Source organism: Saccharopolyspora antiqui, assembly GCF_052246905.1.
Lineage (GTDB): Bacteria > Actinomycetota > Actinomycetes > Mycobacteriales > Pseudonocardiaceae > Saccharopolyspora.
In genome coordinates this window covers 259919-281479 of record NZ_JBQQBO010000005.1, presented here as the reverse complement: position 1 = coordinate 281479, position 21561 = coordinate 259919, and the positions used below count along the sequence as shown (strand labels likewise).

Here is a 21561-nt window from a genome sequence, read left to right as displayed (position 1 = left end):
TCAATATTGTGCCCAACTTCAGGACGACTACGCTTGGCCTCGTGACCGGCAACCCGACCGACGGTGACGCGCTGACCTACTCGGCCCGACCGCAGTCGCTCATGCTCAGCTTCCTGGGCATCTACGTGCTCGGTCGAGGCACGGCGGTCTACTCCGGCAGCATCATCGACGTCTTCGAACGCGTTGGCGTGTCCGAGGAAGCGGTCCGTTCGACGCTCACCCGGATGACCAACCGGGGCCTGCTGACCCGGCACCGCCGGGGCCGCCGCGTCTACTTCGGACTGACCCCGCACGCCACCGGCGTGCTGGAGGACGGCGAGCGGCGGATCAAGGACACCGGCGCGGTCAACCGGGACTGGGACGGCAACTGGACGCTGGTCAGCTTCTCGCTGCCGGACAGCAGGCGAAGCGATCGGCACGACCTGCGCTCCCAGCTGATCTGGGCGGGCTTCGGCATGCTGCAGAACGGCCTGTGGATCGCACCGGGCATCAAGGACGCCGCCTCGATCGTCGCGGACCTCGGGCTCGCCGAGAACGTCACGGTGTTCACCGCCCAGCAGGCCGAACCGACCGAATCCGCCGACCTGGTCCGCCGCGCCTTCGACACCGAGGCGATCGCCACCCGCTACCGCGCCTTCCTGACCCGCTGGGACACCCCCCGACCGCTGCCGTCGGCCCCCGACGACCTGGCGCGGCAACTGGTCCTGCACACCGACTGGCTGCAACTGGTGCGCCAAGACCCCCACCTCCCGGCCGAGCACCTGGCACCCGACTGGCCAGCGATCCAGGCCGAACGCCTGTTCCGCAAGCTGGAACGCCGCTACCGCCCCAAAGCAGCCCGAACAGCGGGAGCAACGATCGACGAGATCACCACCGATGACCCGTCGCGGAGCTGACCCCAGCGAAACCGTCGCGGAGCTGACCCCGGTCGATGGGCGGCCGATTACCCCGCCGGGTGTCAAGTCCGATCGGTGAGTCGCGTGGTGAGCTGCCGCTCGCAACAGTTGCGGTCCACCGGGTCGTTGGCAGAGGGTCTAGCCGTGCATCCGCTCGTCCGCTTCGTACCGACGCATCCGGTGGTCGGGGCTTCGGCCCGGTCCCGCGGGGTGCTGTCGTGAGCCCGGGCCGCGCGCCGGGGCCGACCGGCTCGGTGCTGGGCCGCGCGCTGCGCCTCCTGGACGCCTTCACCGTGCAGCGACCGGCCATGACGTTGAGCGGCCTCGCGCGGCACTCCGGGCTGCCGCTTTCGACCGTGCACCGGATGCTCGGCGAACTCGTCGCCTGGGGTGGGGTGGAGCGCGACGAGGACGGCTACTACCGGGTGGGGCTGCGGCTGTGGGAGCTCGGGGCCCTGGCACCGCGCAGCCAGGGGTTGCGGGAACGCGCGCTGCCGTTCCTGGAGGACCTATCGCAGGTCACCCGCGAGAACGTGCAGCTCGCCGTGCGCGAAGGCACCGAAGTCGTCTACATCGAACGCATCGCGGGCTCCAGCGCGGTGCAGGTGCTCACCCGCGTCGGCGGCCGGTTCGCGCTAACCGCCACCGGTGTCGGGCTGGTGCTGCTCGCGCACGCCCCCGCCGAGGTGCAGGACGACGTGCTCAGCGGCCCCATCCAGCGCTTCACCGAATGCACCATCACCGACCCGCAGGCCCTCCGCCGGATGCTGGCCGACATCCGCACCAACGGCTTCGCCATCAGCGACCGCCAGGTCACCTCGGACGCCCTCTCCGTCGGCGCACCCGTGCACGACCAACACGGCCAAGTCATCGCCGCGGTCTCCCTGGTCGTCCGCCACGGCAGCGCCACCCCCCACGCCCTGGTCCCCCTGGTCCGAACCAGCTCCCGAGCCATCACCCGAGCCCTCACCCACTGACGGGCATGGGTGAAGGGCACCTTCGACCGACTATGCCGGTCAAAGGTGCCCTTCGGCCTTCACCCGAACCGGTTGAACGCGATCGGCTTCCATCTTTTGGAAAGGGCGTTGGTCGGGTGCTGGTGGCGGCCACACGATGTCGTGCATCGCCGGGAAGTCTGGCCGCTCCGCCGGACCAAGCCCGACCACCCGAACTTCCACCGCATAGCACCCACAGCGGAGTCGACGATGACGTCCATCCCACGCAACCAGTGGTACGTAGCGGCCTACGGTCGCGAAATCGGTCAAGAGCTGTTCTCCCGCACCATCTGCGGCGAGTCGATCCTGTTCTGGCGGACCAAGTCCGGCCAGGTGACGGCGATGTCCGATCGCTGCGTGCACCGCCGGTTCCCGCTGTCGCAGGCGCCGACCCGACTGGTCGACGACCAGGTCATCTGCGGCTACCACGGCTTCACCTACGGCGCCGACGGCGGCTGCGTCGCCGTCCCGGGCCAGACCCGGGTCCCCCGCACCGCGCGGCTCAAGCCGTATCCGGTCGTCGAGCAGGACTCGTTCGTCTGGGTCTGGATCGGCGACGCCGACCAGGCCGACGCGACCACCATCCCGCGCGCGCCCTACCTCGACTCCCCCGACTACACGACGGTCAGCGGCCTGGAACCCCTCGCGGCGCGCTTCAGCCTGCTGGTGGACAACCTGCTCGACCTGTCGCACGAGACCTACCTGCACGGCGGCTACATCGGCACGCCGGAGGTCGCCGCCACCCCGATCACCACCGAGGTCGACGACGAGGCCGGAATCGTCTACGTCAGCAGGCACATGGACGACGCCGAGTGCCCGCCCTTCTACGCCAAGTCCACCGGCCTGACCGGGCGGATCGCGCGCTGGCAGGACATCGAGTACACCCCGCCGTGCCTGTACAAGCTGCACAGCCGGATCGCCCCGGTCGGCAGCGTCCCCAACCCCGACGGCAGCGACCCGGATGCCTTCCACGTCGAGGTCGTCTACGCCATCACCCCGGAGACCGAGCACAGCACGCACGACTTCTGGGCGGTGGCGCGCGATTTCGCGCTCGACGACCAGCAGGTTTCGGACTTCCTGGCGGAGAACAACCGCACCGTCGTGCTCCAGGACGTCACCGCGCTCGACGTGCTGGAGAAGGTGATCACCACCGAGCCCGAGGGCTACCAGGAGCTGTCCGTCAACATCGATACCGGTGGGCTGGCAGCGCGCCGCATGCTCAAGCGCATGGTCGCCGGGGAAACCGTGGCGTCATGAGCGACATCCCCGCCGCCCGACCGATGCTGACCGGTGACCGCGTGTTCCGCATCCACTGGGTGCTCGGCACCGACCGGCTGCGCGCGGTGTGCTACTGCGCCGCCGAACGCGAATTCGAGGACCCGGTGGAGCTGTGGGAATGGCTGCTGTCGCACCCCGACGGCCACCAACCCGCCGTTCCGGTGCCGCCGAGCGTACGAGAACCGGTCGGCGCCACCCGCTAGCGCACCCGCCCCCGTCCCGCGCGGCGATGGAACTGGCGCCCCGTTCGAGTGAGGGGTGAAGGGCACCTTTTTCCAAGTTACTTGGCGAAAGGTGCCCTTCACCTCACCTCCGAGATCACGAAACGGAACATGTGATGATCGAGCCCGAACTCGACCTGCTGCTGGACCGCAAGGAGACCGTTGCGGATGGTGTCGTGCGGCTCACCCTGCGCCATCCCGATGGCCAGGCGTTGCCCGCTTGGACGCCTGGTGCCCACCTGGATCTGCTGTTCGGCGACGACCTGGTCCGGCAGTACTCGCTGTGCGGGGATCCCGGCGACTGTTCGACGCTGCAGGTCGCGGTCCTGCGCGAGGCGGCCGGTCGCGGCGGCTCCCAGTACGTGCACGACCAGCTCGTCGAGGGCAACCGGGTGCGGATTCGCGGGCCGCGCAACCACTTCCGGTTCGAGAAGGCCAAGCGCTACCTGTTCATCGCGGGCGGCATCGGGATCACACCGCTGGTGCCGATGATCGCGGAGGCGGCCGCCGCCGGTGACGACTGGCGGTTGGTCTACGGCGGCCGGAGCCGTGCTTCGATGGCCTTCCGCGATCAGCTCGAAGCCGCGCACCCGGACCGCGTCGAGATCCACCCGCAGGACGAGCGGGGGTTGCTGGACCTGCCCGCGCTCTTGGCGAACCCCGAGGACGGCACGGCGATCTACTGCTGCGGACCCGAACCGCTGCTGGCGGCCGTCGAGGAGCACTGCGCCCGGTGGCCCGCCGGGTCGCTGCACGTCGAGCGCTTCGCCCCCAAGCCCGTCGAAGGCACCAACGATTCCTTCGAGATCGAACTCGCGCAGACCGGCCGGGTTCTCACCGTCCCCGCCGACCGCTCGATCCTGGAGGTCATCGAGGGCTCCGGGCTCGCCGTGCTGTCGTCCTGCCAGGAAGGCACCTGCGGCACCTGCGAGACCACGGTGCTCTCCGGCACCCCGGACCACCGCGACTCGATCCTCACCGCCGACGAGCAGGAGGCGGGCGACACGATGATGATCTGCGTGTCCCGCTCCTGCTCCGAGCGCCTCGTCCTGGACCTGTGAGCCCGGCTCGTGAGTGAGAATCCCGGTTTCTTGCCGCGCTACTTCAACAGCTGGTAGCCGGTGTGCTCGGGGTTGGGCTTGGTCGTCCAACCGTCGCCGGTTGCCACCACCAGGTTCCGCATGCCACCGGCCCGCTCGATGATGTCGTAGTCCTGACCGGCATCCGCCGCGTAGCAGAACAGCGTGACCAGCCGCTCGGCACCGACGTTGACGCTGCGGTGCACCCAGTGGCCGGGCACGTACACGGCCTGACCAGGGTTGATCTCGATGGCCTCACTGCCGCCGTCGAGGGTGTCCAACAGCATGACGCCGTGCCCGGCGAGGCCGAAGTAGAGTTCGGCGCGGTCGGCGACGGCGTGCAGGTGGCCGCGGGTCATGAAGTACTCGTCGCCGACCCTGCCCGGTTCCAGCACGCTGGTCCCGGTGATCAGTCGGCAGCGGCCTCGTCGACGACTTCCGCATCGCCCAGAACCTGTCCACCGCGCAGGACGAGTTCTCCCCCAGCACCGACCGGCACGCCGACTACGCCCGCCGCCACGCCGAATTCCTCGACGCCTATGCGAGCCTGGAGCCCTGGTTCGAGCGCGATCACCGCTGACCACCGAGAATTCCACGAGGCCGCCGACGGCAGCGGTCCCGCGCCGTCGGCGCGCCAACCACCGACCAGGGGAGAAAATGACCGATCTCTTCACCCTCGAAGGCAAGACCGCGGTAGTGACCGGCGGTGCGCGGGGCATCGGCGAGGCCATCGCGACCGCGCTGCGCGACGCGCGCGCCAGGGTGTTCATCTGCGACATCAACCCCGACACCGGCGGCGCCACCGCGCAGCGCCTCGGCGTGGAGTTCGTCGCCGCCGACGTCACCGACTCGGCCAGCGTCGACGCCGCCTTCGAGCACGTCGTGACCACGGCCGGGGCGCTCGACATCGCGGTGAACAACGCCGGAATCGCGCACAACCACCCCAGCGAGGACCTCAGCGACGCGGACTGGCGCCGGGTGCTGGCGGTGAACCTGGACGGGGTGTTCTACTGCTGCCGCGCGGCGGGCAGGCAGATGCTCCGGCAGGGCTCGGGCAGCATCATCAACACCGGCAGCATGAGCGGCCACATCGCCAACCACCCGCAGCCCCAGTCCGCCTACAACGCGGCGAAGGCGGGCGTCATCCACCTGACCAAGTCGCTGGCCGGTGAGTGGTCCGCGCGCGGGGTCCGGGTCAACTCCATCTCCCCCGGCTACGTCGGCACCGAGATGACGCAACTCGGGATGAGCAACGAGGAATGGCGCCGGGCGTGGATCGAGGGCACCCCGATGGGTCGCGTCGCCCAACCGCGCGAGATCGCCCCGGCCGTGGTCTTCCTGGCCTCCGACGCGGCCAGCTTCTGCACCGGCACCGATCTCGTCGTAGACGGCGGCTACACCGTCTGGTGACCGGCGGTCACGGGGCCTGCTCGTAGGCCGCCAGTTCGGCCAGGTAGGCGTCCTTGAGCGCGTTCGGCAACCAGGCGATCTCGAACGCGTTGCGCTCCAGCTGGAGCACGTCCCGCGGCGAGATGGCGATCGCTTCGCTGAGCGCGAGCAGGTTCTCCGTGACGTAGCCGTTGAAGTAGGCCGGGTCGTCGGAGTTGACGGTCACCCGCATGCCCAGGTCCAGCATCCGCCGGATCGCCTGGTGGCCGAGGTCGCCGCGCACGTATCCGTTGGAGATCGGGCACACCGTCAGGCCGAGTCCGCGCCGGGCGATTTCGGTGTGCAGCGCCGGGTCGTCGAGGGAGTTGACGCCGTGGTCGATCCGGTCCACGCCGATCACTTCCAGGCACTGGCGGATGTGCTCGGTCGAGTTCTCCTGGTCCACGTCGCAGTGCATGGTCAGGAAGTACCCTTCGGCGCGGGCCCGCTGGAAGACCGCGGCGAACTTGACCGGCGGGTTGCCGTGCTCATCGGAGTCCAACCCGACTCCGACGATCCATTCCTTGTACGGCAAGGATTCCAGCAGCGTCGCCATCGCGTACTCGGCGGAGAAGTCCCGCAGGAAGCACATGATCAGCTGGGCGCGCACGTCGAGCAGTCGGCGCGCGTCCAGCACGGCGCGGCGCAGCCCGCGGATCACCGTGTCGAAGGAGACGCCGCGCGAGGTGTGCGCCTGCGGGTCGAAGAACAGCTCCGCGTAGCGCACCTGCTGCGCCCGCGCCTTGGTCAGGTAGGCCCAGGCGAGGTCGTAGAAGTCCTGCTCGGTCAGCAGCACGGCCATGCCTTCGTAGTACACCCGCAGGAACGACGGCAGGTCGTTGAATTCGTACGCCGCGCGCATCTCGGCGGCGTCCGCGTAGGGCAGGGTGAGGCCGTTGCGCGCGGCCAGCTCGAACTTCAGCTCGGGTTCGAGGGTGCCCTCGATGTGCAGGTGCAGTTCGCACTTCGGGACCCCGGCGATGAATTCCTCGATCTCGGTCACGGGCCTATTTTTCCCCGATTCGCTCCGGAGATCGATGAGCCACCCCGACCGGACTCCTGCGGTCGAACCCGAGCGGGCGGCCGAGGGGCAAGGCGGCGATTTCGCGCGAAATCGCCGCCAACACCCCCAGGTACGGCACTAGCGTCGATCAGCCAACCAACCGAAGCGGCGGAGCGCGCGGGCCAGCTGCTCGGTCTCGGCGGCGAGGCAGCCGAGGCGTTCGGTGTCCACGTCGTCGACGGAGAGCTGTTCCGCTTCGCAGCCCAGGTCGTGTTCCAGCAAGCGCATTGCCGACACCATCTGCTCCGGCGTATCGATCCGCGCCGGGATCTCCGCGGCATCCGGTAGGACTTCCCGCTCGGATCCCCGGAATGCGAAGGACACCATGCAGTCGGTGCACGACTGGACGGCCTCCGGCAGACCGGGCGTACCCCCGTCGGGCGGCGCGCATTCCTCGACGGCGTCGAGCCGGAAGCGCTGCCGACACCACGAGATGGCCAGGGAATCCGTTGTGCCGCGAAGCATGTGGGAGAACCGGCACCACTCCGGGACAGCGCCGCGTCGGTACTGGAAGTACTGGAGCTGGTCGCTGTTGCCGGATGTCGCCAGCGCGCCCGGTACGGTTCGCCGCTGCTGCATCGCCCCTCCTCCGACGGCCCGAACGGCCGTCGCATCGGTCGTGGATTATGAGAAAGATTCAGTAGATCTCGATACTGCCTATCGTATGATCAAAGTATCGTGAGAGTACTCATAACAACATCGTTCGATCGGGTGGCGCCTGGGCGGCCTGTGATACTCGGCTCGGCATTTCGCCCAACGGCCCCGAAATCAAAGGGAGAACTGCATCGATGGGACGAGCACCTGCGTCGAGCACGGTCCAGGCACTCGAACTGGGACTGCGCCTGCGCGAACGCCGCGAGCAGCTCGGGTTCACGGCCGCGGCGGTCGGGAAGACGACTGGCATCGGCGGCAACAACATGTCCTCGATCGAGATCGCCAAGCGCAAGCTCACCGCGACCAAGCTCAACGAGCTCGCCCGCGTCTACGAGCTCTCCGACGACGAGCGCGCCGAACTCGAACAACTGCGCGCGCAAGCCGAGCGGCGCGAGTGGTGGGACGACTATTCCCGGATGTACTCAGAAGAATTCCTGCGGTTCGTCGGACTTGAGGCAGGCGCCTCGGCAGAACGCGAGTACGCAGCCGAGACGATTCCTGGTCTCCTGCAGACCGCCGACTACGCCCGCGCCATGGTCCGAGGCGGATCTCCGTACATCAAACCTGTTGACGTCGGGCCACGAGTCGAATCTCGGCTAGCGCGCCAGAGTCGTCTGGATGACACGGACTCGTTCACGTTGACCGTGATCATCGGGCAGACCGCGCTCCGACAGGAAGTGGGCAGCCGAGAGATCATGGTCAACCAGCTGGCACGCTTGGGCAAACTCAGCGAAGAACGCCGCGACCACATCAAAATCCATGTCATGCCTTACTCCGCCGGAGCGCATCCGCTCATCGGCGGTGGCCTTTGGGTTTTGTCGTTCGAATCCCGTTGGATGCCCGATATGGTCTGGCAGGAGTCCGTGACCAGGGGATCTTTGATCGACAAGCCACACGTCGTACGCGAACTCAGCGCTAGCTTCGATGAAGCGGTGGACCGTGCTCTGGATCTCGACGACTCACTTGAGATGATCCATCAGATCCGCAAGGAGATGGAGACATCATGAGAAGCGTTTCGCCGACCGCATCCGCCTGGTTCAAGAGCTCCTACAGCAACCCGTCACAAGCGTGCGTCGAGATCCGCTTCGGTGGGGGTGCTGTCCGCGTTCGGGATTCCAAGGACCACGGCAACGGGCCCAGCATCGCGGTGCCCGAAGCCGAGTGGCCGACCGTCCTCGCCGAGGTCACCGGCCGACTGCCTGCCGGTGCCAACCGCACGATCCGCATCGCGCACCGCGCCGATGGCGGCGTCGACCTCCGACCGCGCGCCACGGCATCGTTAACGCTGTCCTACACCCCCGCCGAGTGGGATGCGTTCGTCGCCGGGGTCGGCGATGGTGAGTTCGACCTACCGCACACCGCCGAACCCGCGGCCTGACCCGATCCACGACACCACCGGGCGCGGCGTGCCGTGGCGAGCACGCACCGGTTCAGAAGCCGTGCGTTGCGAGGTCTCGGGAGATCGCGCCCGCTGTCTCGCACACCTGGTTCACCAGCGCGGACTTGGGCTGTTGTCCGGAACCGCAGATCCGCTCCGCAGCGCCGGACACGCCGACCGCGCCGACGACCAGCCCGCCGTAGCCGCGGATCGGCGCGGCCACGCCCACCACGCCCGGCATGAACTCCTCGATCTCGGCGGCCCAGCCGACATCGCGCACCCGGCGCAGCGCGGGGCCGAGCACGTCCGGCGTGGTGATCGTGCACCGGGTCAGCGAGTCCAGCCCGCGGTCCGCCGCGGCGGCCGCGAGATCGGGATCGGATGCCAGCAGCACCTTTCCCAGGGCGGTGGCGTGCAGCGGGAGGGACGTGCCGGTGTCCAGTGCCTGCGGCGAACTGTCGGGCCGGAACACGTGGTGCACCACGAGGACGCCGCCTTCCACCTGGCAGCCGATTCGGACGGCTTCCCGGCTGCGCGTGGCGAGCGCGTCGGCCCAGTTGCGCGAGCACGAGCGCAGTTCGTCGACGTCGACGCAGCGGGTGGCCAGGTCCGCCAGCGATCCGCCGATCCGGTACTTGGCGGTCGCCCGATCCTGCTCGACGAAGCCGACCTGCCGCAGCGTGCGGAGGATGCCGTGCGCGGTGGGCCGGGCCAGATCGAGGGAATCCGCGATCTCGCCGACGCCCAAGCAGCCCGCTCCGCGAGCGAGCAGGCGCAGGATCGCCGCCGCGCGCGCGATCGACTGAACAGGGCCCGGCATGCTCACCGAATCTAATCGGCGGCCCGGTGCGCGGCACTTTCAACCGAAACGACCGGGCGAGTCCTGCTCGCCCGGATTTCAACCGCCGATGTAGGACATCTCGACCTTGGGGAGGTTGGTGGTCTCGGAGGTGCGCAGCTGCGAGTAGCGGTCGGTGCGGCGGCCCCAGATCGCTTCGATGCGGTGCCGCAGTTCGGCGTCGTCGGCGCCGCCGCGCACCAACGCCCGCAGGTCGTGTCCACGGGCGGCGAACAGGCAGGTGAACAGCTCGCCCTGCGCCGAGAGGCGGGCCCGGGTGCAGGTGCGGCAGAACGGCTCGGTCACCGAGGCGATGATCCCGACCTCGCCTCGGCCGTCCAGGTACCGGTAGCGCTGGGCGACCTCGCCGGGGTAGTCGGGGTCCACCGCGGTCACCGGCCAGGCGGCGTGCAGGCGTTCGACGATCTCGCGGGCGGGCACCACGTCGGCCATCCGCCACCCGTTGGTGGTACCGACGTCCATGTACTCGATGAACCGCACGACGTAGCCGTGCTCGCGACCGAACTCGGCCAGTTCGAGGATGTCCGCGCCATCGTTCATACCGCGCTTGACCACGGTGTTGATCTTGATCGGGGCCAGGCCCACTTCCTCGGCCGTGGCGATCCCGCGCAGCACCTGCGCCAGCGGCACCCGCGTGTCGCTGATCCGCGCGAACCGGTCCGCGTCCAGCGAGTCGAGGCTGACCGTCACCCGCGACAGGCCCGCGTCGCGCAGCGGCCGCGCCTTGGCGGCCAGCAGCGAGGCGTTGGTGGTCAGGGCGACGTCGTCGATCCCGTCGACCTCGACGAGCATCGCCACCAGCTTCTCCAGCTCGCGACGCAGCAGGGGTTCGCCGCCGGTCAACCGGATCTTCCGGACGCCATGGTGGGCGAAGGCACGCACCAGCCTGGTGATCTCCTCGAAGGTCAGCAGCTCCGAGCGGTCCAGGAACACGTGGTCGGCGCCGAAGACCTCCCGGGGCATGCAGTAGCGGCAGCGGAAGTTGCACCGGTCCGTCACCGAGATCCGCAAGTCCCGCAGCCACCGGCCGAACCGGTCCGCTCCGGCGCGTTCGGAGTTCCGCATCCCCGCCTCCAGCGCGTCACGACGCCCTACCACCGATGGTGCTACCCGTGCGCAGCGGCGGCAACAACGGCATTCCACTCGCCGCATCCACGGGGCCGCGATGTGCCCGGTGCGCCCAGCGGTGTTCCTGGGAAAGCACTTCACGGGCCCGCCTGCGCGATGCAGTCGACAGCCTCAGCAGGCTGTCCTTCGTCCCCATAGCGACCCGCGGTCCGTCCACATTAGACGAATGGGAATGCGCTGCGCTGGCAGCGGCCAGAGCCGGTCAACCCGACAGTCCTCGATGACCCGGGTCCGGGGCGAGACGATCCACTTCACCGCGCGGTCCTGCTCGGCGAGTTCCACGATGGCCGACCGCCAGCCCGACCACGAGCAGGGAGATCGCGATGAGCAGCACCCGAGCGCGCACCGACAACCCACTGATCCGGCGCCGGAGACCGGCGATCATGATCTCGGCGCGCGGAGCACGTAGCCGACGCCGTGCACCGGGTGGATGAGCCTGGCCTCGGTGGTGTCGAGCACCGGCGACGTCGATCTCGGGCAGCGCCGGTGCGCATTGCCCGCTCGGGGTCTGTCGCTGAACCGGATCACGGTGTCCATCCCTTCAGGTGACCAGCGGTCTGCGGGCCGAATCTTTCGTTGCCATAGTTGCGAAAACGCGCCCAAGGCAAGTTCACGGACGCGCCGAAAAGATCTCGAAACCATTTCACGGAGGCCAACCATGGCGACGGTGTCCGAACTCGACCACACGGTGACCGACTACCAACTGCAGCACGCCTACTGGCTCGCCAAGGCGGCCAAGCTCGCCTACGACGAGGAGACAACGATCCGCGACACCACCATGCAGTGGGGCTTCGATCGGTGCGAGTACTTCCACGCCGAGCTCGACGCGTCGTTCCCGATCTCCGACACCCAGGCGTTCGTGGCGGCCAGCGAGCGGATGATCATCGTCGCGTTCCGGGGCACCGAGCCCAAGAAGATCCAGGACTGGCTCACCGACACCAACACGCTCGCCGCCCCCGGGCCTGCGGGCAGGGGTTTCGTGCACTGGGGCTTCAGCCGGGCGCTGGACGCGATCTACCCGTCGGTGCGCGACGCGGTGGAGCAGTTCCGGGACAACGGCCAGACGCTGTGGTTCACCGGCCACAGCCTCGGCGGCGCGCTGGCCATGCTCGCCTCCGCCCGGATGTTCTTCGAGGAGCCCGCGCTGCTGCCCGACGGGGTCTACACCTTCGGTCAGCCGCGCACCTGCGACCGAATGCTGGCCGACCCGTACAACCAGGCGCTCGCCTCGCGGGTGTTCCGGTTCGTCAACAACAACGACATCGTCCCGCAACTGCCACCGGAGCCGGTGTTCCACCACGTGCACGACGTGCGCTACTTCGACAACCGGGGCGCTCTGCGCGAGAAGGTCTCGGTGATGAGCGGATTCGCGGACAAGTTCACCGGCTTCACCAGCGACGTGTTCGCCCCGGCCGCCGACGGCATCCGCGACCACCAGATCGACCGCTACCTCGAACTGATCGAGAAGAACATGCCCTGACCGGGGTGTACCCAATTGGCCGGACTTTCCGGCCATTCGCGGGCGTCAGTTCCCTGTGGAACTGACGCCCGCTCGCATGAGAATCCACATAGGACTGTCGACTTCGCGTCGATGTGGACGCCCCGAGACCCGGTAATCGATTGCGACCCGGCGAGTCCGCGTGAGGCGCACAGGTCCAGACCGCTGTCGCGAATGGTCATCACGGCGGAACCGCCGCATTTCCGCTGGCCGTCGCCGGGAACGGATGCAGCGACTAGCCTGAACGTGGGCTTCGCAGCGTCGCCCCAGGAGGAGGGGCCTGGCGCGGCGCACTGCGACGATGTCGGGATCGACGCGGCGGAGGCCGCGGTTGCCCGACCGGCACTTCGAGGGGATGCGGCGATGACCAGGCGATTCACCCTGACTGTCAACGGGCGCGACGTGCGGGTGACCGCCGAGCCGGACACTCCGCTGCTCACCGTCCTGCGCAACCAGCTGGGTCTGGTGGGTTCGCGGTTCGGTTGCGGCCTGGGCATGTGCGGGGCCTGCTTCGTCCGGATGGACGGTCAGGTGGTGCCCTCCTGCGACACTCCGATGTGGTCGGCCGAAGGCACCTCCGTGATCACCGTCGAAGGACTGGCCGACGGTGATCGGCTGCACCCGGTGCAGCAGGCGCTGCTCGACGAGCAGGCCGCCCAGTGCGCGTTCTGCATCTCGGGAATCGCCGTCCGGGCGGCGGCGCTGCTGGAGTCCACGCCCAACCCCGACGAGGACGCCGTGGTCGAGGCGCTGGACCGCAACCTCTGCCGCTGCGGCGCGCACCAACGCATCGTCCGAGCAGTGCTCAAGGCGGGGAGCGCGGCGCGATGACCGACACATTCGAACTCGTCCTGTCCGACTGGGTCACGATCACCGAAGACGGCATCGCCGAGGTGCGCGTCGGCAAGGTCGAACTGGGGCAGGGCGTGCTGACCGCGTTCGGACAGCTGGCCGCCGACGAACTCGACCTCGGCATGGCGCGGATCCGGATGCTGCCCGCCGACACCGGAAGAGGTCCGGACGGGGGTGTGACGGCGGGCAGTCTGTCGCTGTCCACTTCCGGTCCGAAACTGCGGCTGGTCTGCGCCAACGTGCGAGCGCTGCTGCTGGCCGAGGCCGCTCGCCGTTGGCAGGTGGACGTCGACGCGCTCGAAGTCGCCGACGGTCGCATCCAGACGACCGACGGCACCCGGCAGACGACGTACGGCGAGTTGTCCGGCAGCGTCGATCTCGACGTCGAAGCACGCACCGACGTTCCCACCAAGCCCGCTGCGGACATGCTCGTCGCCGGTACCGACGTGGCGCGGCTCGACCTGCCGGACAAGATCGCCGGTCGGCCCCGGTTCATCACCGACCTGCGGCTGCCGGGTCTGCTGTTCGGGCGGGTGGTGCGTCCGCCGTCGCCCGGCGCGCGCCTGTTGCGGGTGGACGACATCGCGCTGCCGCCGGATGTGCGGGTGGTTCGGGACGGCTCCTTCCTCGGCGTGGTCGGCGACGACGAGGCCGCCGTCGTGCGCGCCGCCGAGCAGTTGCGGCAGGCCAGCGGTTGGGAGGAGACCACCAAGCTCCCGGATGAGGACGACTTGGTGTCGTTCCTGAAGCGCGGCCCGCACGAGACGGTCCCGGTGGTCGCGGAAAACCCGGCAGGCGCAGCGGGAAAACGGCTGCGCGCGCAGTACAGCAGGCCGTTTCTCGCACATGCCTCGATGGCGCCGAGCTGCGGCGTCGCCCGCTGGGGTTCCGATGGCACGATCTCGGTCTGGAGCCACAGCCAGGGCATCCACCGGCTGCGGGAGGTGATCGCGGCCACCCTCGGCCTCGATGTGGCGGCGATCAACGTCCAGCACGTCGAGAACGCGGGCTGCTACGGGCACAACGCGGCCGACGACGCCGCCTTCGACGCCGTGCTGCTGGCCCGAGCCGTGCCGACCCGCCCGGTGCAGGTGCTGTGGAGCCGCCAGGACGAGCTGTCCTGGTCGCCGTTCGGCTCGGCGATGGCGGTCGACGTCGAGGCGAGCATCGACGACACCGGGGCGGTCCAGTCCTGGACCTACGACGTGTTCAGCCAGGGGCACATCTCCCGGCCCGGGTACGCGGGTGCCGCGGGCCTGCTCGCCGGGGCATACCTGGCAGGCGGGACGCAGCCACCGGCCGCCACCGATCCGCCGCTACCGGCCGCGGGCACGGCGCGCAATGCGATTCCCAGCTACCACCTGGGAAATCGGCGGATCACCGCGCATCGACTGCTCGAAACCCCCATCCGGTCCTCCGCACTGCGCTCCCTCGGTGCGTTCATGAACGTCTTCGCCATCGAGTCCTTCATGGACGAACTCGCCGCCGAGGCGGGCCGCGATCCGCTGGAATACCGGCTGGCGCACCTCACCGACGAGCGGGCCCGGCAGGTGTTGGAGACCGCGGCCGCCGCAGCCGGATGGCACGACAGCACTCCGCCGGAGACCGGTCGCGGCATCGGTTTCGCCCGCTACAAGGGCATGGGCGCCTACTGCGCCGTGGTCGCCGAGGTGGCGGCCGAGCACGACATCCGGGTGCGGAAGCTGACCATCGCCGTCGACGCCGGGTTCGCGGTCAACCCGGACGGAGTGCGCAACCAGATCGAGGGAGGCGCGATCCAGGCGACCAGTTGGACGCTGAAGGAGCGGGTCCGCTTCGACAACCGCCGAATCACCAGCGACGACTGGGAAAGCTACCCGATCCTACGCTTCAGCGAGATCCCCCACATCAATGTCGAGCTCATCCAGCGGCCCGACACGCCGATCGTCGGAGCGGGCGAAGCCGCCCAAGGCCCCACCGCCGCCGCCATCGCCAACGCGGTGACAAACGCGATCGAAGTCCGCGTCCGCGACCTACCAATCACCACCGAAGCCGTACTCACAGCCATCGAATCCTCCGACGCGCGATGAACTCGGGGTGAAGGGCACCTTTGACCGGCATAGTCGGTCAAAGGTGCCCTTCACCCACCACTCGATCGGTGCGGAAGCGCGCCGGAGCGGAGCTGGGACCGTGCGGGTTCACCTGGACGGTCATGGGTGAAGGGCACCTTTTACCAAGTAAGTTGGCGAAAGGTGCCCTTCACTCCTCACCCGAATTGGGGTTGAGGCCGTCGCCGGAGTTTCCACTTGGGCGGTACTGCTGCTGGATCCAACTCCGCTTAGGGCTTCGTGACGCTCGGCACAGGGCATTGATCTCTAGTTAAGTCGACGTTCGATCCTGGGTTCCGCGACCGTTGGACTTTGGCCGGATCCGGCCTGTCATCGGCGAAGTCTTCCCGCTGGAGAAGGCCGCCCAAGCGCACGCCGCCCTCGAATCCCGCGGCATCCTCGGAAAAGCCCTGCTGGTGCCCTGACCACCCGCGAACGAGCGCTCCGGCAGGACGGCGAAAACGCCACCCGCTGCGCATGAGAGATGGCGATTTCGTGTGAAATCGCCATCATCTCCGACAACATCGCGGAACTCTGACTGTCCTATGTGGCTATTTGGCGGATGGTCACGGGATCAATCGCGCATCGGGATGCGTCGGGGAATCGCCGTCGAACAGGTCCGTCTGCTGTCCGCGCAGCTGCAGCCCGAAGAACGCCGCCAGGTAGTCGCGCTGCGCCGCGATGCTCCGCTGCGGATCCACCGTTCCGATCGCGCCGACCAGCTCCTCCGGTGGCACCGGCTTCTCGCGGTCGATCTGCGGCAACAGCACCTGGGAGTCGGCGAAGCTCATGTGCTCGGCGGCAGGCAGGTAGACGTCCCGCTTCCAGGAGGTGGAGTTCGCCCAGAACGAGGCCCAGTCCGAGGCGTGCAGGTGGTTGTGGGGCAGCTTGGCGGAACCGCTGGTCCCACCGCCCATCAGGAGGAAGGGACGGTCGGCACCGCGTGCCGCCGCCTGACCCGAGTTGGGGTCCATGCTGCCGTCGAGGTTGGCGCCCGCGTCGATCCGCTGGTCGGTGAGCATGGTCTCGGCCGCGGTGAAACCGCCCATGGAGTGGCCGAACATGCCGACCCGCGACAGATCGAGAGTGGTCCGGATCCCGGGTGGCAGCGGCCGCTGCGCCGCGTCGGGGTTGCCGCCCGAGGCGATCACGCCGAGCTGGTCGAGCACGAACCCGGTGTCCAGCACCCGTTCCCGCATCATCCGCGCCATGTCCACGCCGCTCGCCGGGAGTTCCATCCGGTCGGGGAACTCCACCGGCGAGGCGAAGGTGTGATCGATGGTGACCACGACGAAGCCCCGGCTGGCGAGGTCCTCGACGAGCGCGGTACCGAACTGGCGCGAGTTTCCACCTCCCGGCGAGTAGAGCACCACCGGTCGTTCCCCGGGGATCGGGACGGCATCGGCCCGGGCATGGGTGCGGGTTCCGGCGAAGTCGGCCGTGCCGGGAACCACCCCGAGCGAGCTGGAAATCTGGTCGTAGTACTCCGCCACGCCCGGCGTTAAGTGCGCGGTGCTCGGCTGGTGCGGTACCGACAGGGCCGGGTACCACAGCGAGACCATCAGTTCGCGCGGCTGGTTCGGCTGCTCCTCCCACGGGTCGGTGCGGCTGTGGTCGACGAGGTGCAGATCCGCGGTGCCCACCGGGTGGGAGCCGGTCGGCTCGGGCAGCGCGAGTTCGACGGGCTGCTGGGGCGGGGGCGCCGCGGTCGCGCTGACCAGTCCGGTCGCGGCGACCAGCGCGCCCGCGCACAGCGTCGGGATGAGCGCCTTGCGCCAGTTCTTCTTTGCCATGCGCTCAGCATCGTGACCGCGGCAGCGCCGGACATCTGTCGAACGCCGCCAACCGGACTAGCCGAAAGATATAGCCGTTCAGCCGCGTTCGACCAAGCCCGCCTCGTAGGCGATGATCGCGGCCTGCACCCGGTTCGGCACCTCCAGGCGGCGCAGGATCGCGCTGACGAAGACCTTCACGGTGCCTTCCACCACGTGCAGCCGACGGGCGATCTCCGCGTTCGGCAACCCGTTGCCGACCAGCGCCAGCACCTCCCGCTCGCGTGCGGTGAGGCCGTCGACCAGCCGCCGGGCCCGCGCCGCGCTGGACATCCGATCACCGCCGGAGCCCAACTGGCGGATGGCCCACTGCGCGATCTTCGGCGACAGGTACGCGGCACCGCCCGCCACCGCCCGAACACCGGCGAACAGCTCGCGCGGATCGCCCGACTTGAGCAGAAAACCGCTGGCACCGCCGCTGAACGCGCGTGCGATGTGTTCGTCCTCGGAGAAGGTCGTCAGCATGATCACGCCCGTGCCCGGCGCGGTCCCGCTGATCTCGGCCGCCGCCGAAAGCCCGTCCAGCCGGGGCATCACGATGTCCAGCAGTGCGACGTCCGGGCGGTGCGCCTGAACCAGTTCCACCGCCTCGCGGCCATCAGCTGCCTCGGCGACCACGTCGAATTCCGGATCCTCGCCGAGCACGGCGCGGATGCCCGCCCTGGTCAGCGGGTCGTCGTCGGCCAGCAATACCCGGATCACGCCGTTCTCCTCACTGCGAGTCCGCCGAGATAGCGCTGCGCGGCACGCCCTCCTTGAGCACCAGTCGGTCGGCGACGAAGCAGAACCGGAAGAAAAGCTGGTCGTCGCGCTGTTCGCTGGACCAGTACTGTCGGCATTCCGCGCCTTCCGGTGGTGCCGGGAGCATACGTTCGGGATCGCCGAGGATCTGGAACGGGGGCAGCTGCCCATCGACCTCCGAACGCGCCGCGCCGACCGGAATCCGCTCGTACACCGCGGGATCGAGGCTGTTGTTCGCACCGACCAGGGCGTAGAGCGCCATTCCGAGCACCGCGACGACGGTGCCCGCCAGCACCGGCATCCGGATCACCTCGATCAGGCGGCGTCGCGCCTCGCCACGGGTGCGCTGCCGGACCGACTCGGTATCCACGGGCAGGTCGTTCGGACTTGCGTCGTGCGGAAGCGTCGCGACCAGCGCGAACCCGTCGTCCCGCGGACCAGCATCGAGCGTTCCGCCGAGCAGCCGGACGCGTTCCGCCAGGCCCACGAGACCGTATCCGCCGCTCGCGGCCGCGTCCGGCTGCCGGGTCGGTGGCCCGTTCGCGACGGTGACGACCGTGCTATCCGCGCGGTGTTCGAGCCGGACGGTGACCGCCGCGCCGGGTGCGTGCTTGGCCGCGTTGGTCAGGCCTTCCTGGACCACCCGGTGCGCCGCCCGCTCCACGACCGCTGGCAGTCCCCGCGGCGGCTGCGCCGGTTCCCAACCGACGTCCAAACCCACGTCGGTGGCGCCCTCGACCAACCCGGCGATGTCGACCCGTTCGTCCTCGGCCGGATCGCCGTCCGGGCGCAGCATCCCGACGATTTCCCGCAGCCGCTCGGTGGCGTCCGCCACGCTGGCACGCAGCTCCCCCGCCATGGCGCGCCGCCGTTCCGGCAGGTCCGCGGCCACCTCCAGGGCTGCCGCGCGCAGCGCGACGAGGCTCCACTCGTGGCCGAGCGAATCGTGCATGTCCCGCGCTATTCGGGCGCGTTCCCGCAGTCGCGCCTGATCGACCTCAAGCCGCTGCTGGCGCTCCAGCAGCGCGGCGCGCTCCCATCCTGCGGCGGCGAGTTCCGCCCGCAACCGCCGGTACCGGCCGACCAGCCACGGCAGCACGACCACCACCAGCAGGATCAGCACCAGCACGAACCAGTCGTAGAGGCCGAACAACAACCCGAAGCGGCCCCGCGCCGAACTGTCCGCCAGCACGCTGACCGGAAGCCCGGCCAACACGATCGCCGCCAGCGGCAGCAACACCGAACGCGCCTGGTCCACCCGACGCCCGGCGAGGTAGCCGAACACCGCCGCCGCGCCGAACGGCCACACCCGGCCCGGATGCGTGGCGGTGGGCTCCAGCACCAGGGCGACCACCATCGCGGCGGCGACGAACAGCCCCAGCGTCGCTACCCGGAAGCGGTCGAAGAGCACCACCGCCGCGCCGAGCACCAGACCGCCGACGATCAGCTCGCCCCAGCGCAGGACCGCGTCGCCGACGGTCGTCGCCTCCAGGACCAGCGGAACCAGCAACACCGCCCACAGTACGGCCGCTGGCCAACGCATTCGCAGCGCGGACAGCGGCCGGTCACCCCGTGTGATCACGTCGAGCACTCGTCCATGCTAGTGCGCCAGAGACGCGATCATTCATCCACAGTGGACAATGGGTGATGCTGTTGCGGAAGCGGTTCAGCCTCCTGCTCTGACCCGGTCGTGGATGTTGCTGACCGCGTAGCGGGCGGAGTCCAGCGCGCCCGCCTGCCAGGCGATGAAGTAGCTGAGCCAGTCACCAGCGAAGTAGACGCGTCCGGCGGGCTGGTTGAGCAGTGCGTACTCGCCGCTGGTGCGCGAGGGCCAATCGACCCAACCGCCCTCGATGAACGGAGTCCGGTGCCATGCGACGGAAAACGCGCTGGCCAGTTCGTCGCGGTACTTCCCGCCGTGGATCTTCGCGCCCTGCGCGAGGGCCCGCTCGATGCGCTGGTCCGGGGTGAGCGATCCGTAGGTGGCGGCGTTCTTGCCGGTGTTGTAGTAGCCGACGACCACGCCGCGCTGCCCGTGGAACCCGTACGACGGGTACCAGATGTGCGCCAGGTCCATGTCGGTTTCGGTGATGCCGCCGTAGAGCCGCTCGTCTTCCTCCCACCAGCGGCGGCGGTACTCCAGACCGATCTTGCCCACCGGGTTCACCGTCGGGAACCGCAACGCCGAGGCCACCCGCGGATCCAGGTTCGTGGGGATCCGGGCCAGCACGTGCGGTGGCAGTGCCGCGACGCAGAAATCCGCGGTGACGAGCTGGGCTTTGCCGCGCTTGTCCCGGTAGCCGACCTCGACGCCGTCCGGCAGATCGGTGATCTTGGTGACCTCCGCGCCGAGCTGGAACTTTTCCGCCCCGATCGCGCGGTGCAACGCCAGCGGGATGGCATCCATGCCGCCGACCGGCTGGAACATCGCCATCGCCTGGTCGTAGCCGAACTCGAACGAGAAGTACCGGCCGACCTGGCTGGCCAGCACGTCGGGCAGCGACGGCGGCGGCCCCAGCACCTCGCCCGCCTGATCGGCCGCACCGGGCTCGACGCGGTAGCCGCGCCGATCGGTGCCCCGGTAGGCGAACCCGTCCGCCTTGTCCCCGATCGCACCGAAACCGGACAGGAAGGTCAGCAGCCGATCCTTGTCCGCCACCGACAGCTGCTGGTCCAGCGCGCCCTGGTCCAATGCCTTGGCCAGCAGTTCCGAGACATAGCCGTAGACGTCGGCCTTCGCGGTCCGGTACTGCTGGACCGGCGCACCGGTCTGCTCGTTGTAGATCAGCGCATTGGCGTTCTGGTTGATGAACGGCTCGATCGGGATGCCCAGTTCGCGGCAGTAGTCCAGGGTGATGTGCGACTGCGGTAATCGGGCGGGCCCGGCGTTGAGGTAGTGGCCCTTGGCGAACCGGGCGGTTTGGGTGTGGCCGTCGAGGTCGGTTTCGCTCGTGCCGCCGCGCACCGTCCAGTTCCGGCCGCCGACCCGATCCTTGGCTTCCAGGACCGTGCACCGGTAGCCTGCCTTGCCGAGCTCGTACGCGGTGGCGAGGCCAGCGATTCCCGCGCCGAGGATCACCACGTGCCTGCCGCGCTTGCCAGCGTCGAGATCTCCCACCGAGGGCGGCCGGTAGTCGGGTACTGCCAACGCCTGCGGCGCGGCGACGAGTCCGAGTGCGCGCATGGACTCGAACATCACCCCCGCCCCGCCCGCGACGCCGATCGACTTCAACAGGCTTCGCCTCGTCACGTTCGCTGTCATGCGTCTCCCCTCGCTGATCACGGGGAGAAGCCTGAACGCCCGCAGTGATCGGGCGAGTGACAGGCCTGTGTCGTACTCGTTGGTAATTCAGGTACTTCAGACGGATCGGCACTGAACAGCGTTGCGACCTCTCCGATTCCAGCACCGCACCGGAATTGTCTACTGTGGATGAATATGAGGTCGGGCCTGTCCCGTGATCCCCGCAGCGGCAACTCCGGCGGAGTCCTCCTTTTACATCCCGGACACACCGATGTGACTCGGAACTCCGAGGCCGCAACCAAGCGTTGATCAACGGTCCGGTCGAGCCCGG

The 21561-nt window shown here is 68.9% G+C and carries 21 protein-coding genes and 1 pseudogene; 12 read left to right on the top strand and 10 right to left on the bottom strand.

Features of this window, described 5'->3' with window-relative positions:
- Positions 1–41 precede the first annotated feature (41 nt).
- The 5 genes from ACTWQN_RS11840 to ACTWQN_RS11820 all read left to right on the top strand — a co-directional run bounded on the left by ACTWQN_RS11840 (position 42) and on the right by ACTWQN_RS11820 (position 4451).
- Entirely contained in the window at positions 42–896 is an 855-nt protein-coding gene (locus tag ACTWQN_RS11840) for a PaaX family transcriptional regulator (RefSeq protein ID WP_443203448.1), read from the top strand.
- Positions 897–1114: 218 nt separating this feature from the next.
- Positions 1115–1873 (top strand): IclR family transcriptional regulator, encoded by a 759-nt coding sequence (locus ACTWQN_RS11835; protein WP_443203447.1) that lies wholly within the window; start codon positions 1115–1117, stop codon positions 1871–1873.
- A 228-nt stretch (positions 1874–2101) separates the two neighbouring features.
- Complete coding sequence (locus ACTWQN_RS11830; RefSeq protein ID WP_443203446.1) at positions 2102–3148, top strand: Rieske 2Fe-2S domain-containing protein; 1047 nt, start codon at positions 2102–2104, stop codon at positions 3146–3148.
- Complete coding sequence (locus ACTWQN_RS11825) at positions 3145–3372, top strand: hypothetical protein (RefSeq protein ID WP_443203445.1); 228 nt, start codon at positions 3145–3147, stop codon at positions 3370–3372. The genes ACTWQN_RS11830 and ACTWQN_RS11825 overlap by 4 nt, the downstream gene beginning before the upstream one ends.
- A gap of 134 nt (positions 3373–3506) precedes the next feature.
- Positions 3507–4451 (top strand): PDR/VanB family oxidoreductase, encoded by a 945-nt coding sequence (locus ACTWQN_RS11820; RefSeq protein WP_443203444.1) that lies wholly within the window; start codon positions 3507–3509, stop codon positions 4449–4451.
- Between the two features lie 38 nt (positions 4452–4489).
- On the opposite strand, the gene ACTWQN_RS11815 is transcribed toward ACTWQN_RS11820, so the two are convergent.
- Positions 4490–4864, bottom strand: coding sequence for a glucose-6-phosphate isomerase family protein (locus ACTWQN_RS11815; RefSeq protein ID WP_443203443.1), 375 nt, complete (start codon positions 4862–4864; stop codon positions 4490–4492).
- A 262-nt stretch (positions 4865–5126) separates the two neighbouring features.
- On the opposite strand from ACTWQN_RS11815, the gene ACTWQN_RS11810 reads away from it, so the two are divergent.
- Positions 5127–5879, top strand: a complete 753-nt coding sequence (locus ACTWQN_RS11810; protein ID WP_443203442.1) for an SDR family NAD(P)-dependent oxidoreductase — start codon at positions 5127–5129, stop codon at positions 5877–5879.
- Positions 5880–5886: 7 nt separating this feature from the next.
- On the opposite strand, the gene ACTWQN_RS11805 is transcribed toward ACTWQN_RS11810, so the two are convergent.
- Positions 5887–6900, bottom strand: a complete 1014-nt coding sequence (locus ACTWQN_RS11805; protein ID WP_443203441.1) for an adenosine deaminase — start codon at positions 6898–6900, stop codon at positions 5887–5889.
- Positions 6901–7038: 138 nt separating this feature from the next.
- The gene (locus tag ACTWQN_RS11800) at positions 7039–7539 is read right to left on the bottom strand and encodes a hypothetical protein (protein WP_443203440.1); all 501 of its coding nucleotides are present in this window, start codon (positions 7537–7539) and stop codon (positions 7039–7041) included.
- Between the two features lie 209 nt (positions 7540–7748).
- On the opposite strand from ACTWQN_RS11800, the gene ACTWQN_RS11795 reads away from it, so the two are divergent.
- Positions 7749–8621 (top strand): helix-turn-helix domain-containing protein, encoded by an 873-nt coding sequence (locus ACTWQN_RS11795; protein WP_443203439.1) that lies wholly within the window; start codon positions 7749–7751, stop codon positions 8619–8621.
- Positions 8618–8992, top strand: coding sequence for a DUF397 domain-containing protein (locus ACTWQN_RS11790; RefSeq protein ID WP_443203438.1), 375 nt, complete (start codon positions 8618–8620; stop codon positions 8990–8992). The genes ACTWQN_RS11795 and ACTWQN_RS11790 overlap by 4 nt, the downstream gene beginning before the upstream one ends.
- Positions 8993–9044: 52 nt before the next feature.
- Here the strand turns inward: ACTWQN_RS11790 and ACTWQN_RS11785 are convergent, their stop codons facing one another.
- The 3 genes from ACTWQN_RS11785 to ACTWQN_RS11775 all read right to left on the bottom strand — a co-directional run bounded on the left by ACTWQN_RS11785 (position 9045) and on the right by ACTWQN_RS11775 (position 11516).
- Positions 9045–9812, bottom strand: coding sequence for an IclR family transcriptional regulator (locus ACTWQN_RS11785; RefSeq protein WP_443203437.1), 768 nt, complete (start codon positions 9810–9812; stop codon positions 9045–9047).
- A 78-nt stretch (positions 9813–9890) separates the two neighbouring features.
- The gene (gene moaA, locus ACTWQN_RS11780; RefSeq protein ID WP_443203436.1) at positions 9891–10916 is read right to left on the bottom strand and encodes a GTP 3',8-cyclase MoaA; all 1026 of its coding nucleotides are present in this window, start codon (positions 10914–10916) and stop codon (positions 9891–9893) included.
- Between the two features lie 444 nt (positions 10917–11360).
- The gene (locus ACTWQN_RS11775; protein ID WP_443203435.1) at positions 11361–11516 is read right to left on the bottom strand and encodes a hypothetical protein; all 156 of its coding nucleotides are present in this window, start codon (positions 11514–11516) and stop codon (positions 11361–11363) included.
- A gap of 121 nt (positions 11517–11637) precedes the next feature.
- On the opposite strand from ACTWQN_RS11775, the gene ACTWQN_RS11770 reads away from it, so the two are divergent.
- The 4 genes and pseudogenes from ACTWQN_RS11770 to ACTWQN_RS11755 all read left to right on the top strand — a co-directional run.
- Positions 11638–12459, top strand: coding sequence for a lipase family protein (locus tag ACTWQN_RS11770; RefSeq protein ID WP_443203434.1), 822 nt, complete (start codon positions 11638–11640; stop codon positions 12457–12459).
- 381 nt (positions 12460–12840) lie between these two features.
- A complete protein-coding gene (locus tag ACTWQN_RS11765) occupies positions 12841–13308 on the top strand; it encodes a (2Fe-2S)-binding protein (RefSeq protein ID WP_443203433.1) in 468 nt (155 codons plus the stop codon).
- Positions 13305–15398, top strand: coding sequence for a xanthine dehydrogenase family protein molybdopterin-binding subunit (locus ACTWQN_RS11760; RefSeq protein WP_443203432.1), 2094 nt, complete (start codon positions 13305–13307; stop codon positions 15396–15398). The genes ACTWQN_RS11765 and ACTWQN_RS11760 overlap by 4 nt, the downstream gene beginning before the upstream one ends.
- Positions 15399–15730: 332 nt before the next feature.
- A pseudogene (locus tag ACTWQN_RS11755) lies at positions 15731–15841 on the top strand (zinc-binding dehydrogenase); the annotation flags it as partial.
- Between the two features lie 141 nt (positions 15842–15982).
- Here the strand turns inward: ACTWQN_RS11755 and ACTWQN_RS11750 are convergent.
- The 4 genes from ACTWQN_RS11750 to ACTWQN_RS11735 form a co-directional block, all read right to left on the bottom strand.
- Positions 15983–17209, bottom strand: a complete 1227-nt coding sequence (locus tag ACTWQN_RS11750; RefSeq protein WP_443203431.1) for an alpha/beta hydrolase family protein — start codon at positions 17207–17209, stop codon at positions 15983–15985.
- A 78-nt stretch (positions 17210–17287) separates the two neighbouring features.
- Positions 17288–17950 carry a response regulator gene (locus ACTWQN_RS11745; protein WP_443203430.1) on the bottom strand — a complete coding sequence of 221 codons (663 nt, stop codon included), beginning with the start codon at positions 17948–17950 and terminating at the stop codon, positions 17288–17290.
- Positions 17951–17960: 10 nt separating this feature from the next.
- Positions 17961–19580: a sensor histidine kinase gene (locus ACTWQN_RS11740; protein WP_443203429.1), complete on the bottom strand. Its 1620-nt coding sequence runs from the start codon at positions 19578–19580 to the stop codon at positions 17961–17963.
- A 75-nt stretch (positions 19581–19655) separates the two neighbouring features.
- Entirely contained in the window at positions 19656–21251 is a 1596-nt protein-coding gene (locus ACTWQN_RS11735) for a flavin monoamine oxidase family protein (RefSeq protein WP_443203428.1), read from the bottom strand.
- Positions 21252–21561 lie beyond the last annotated feature (310 nt).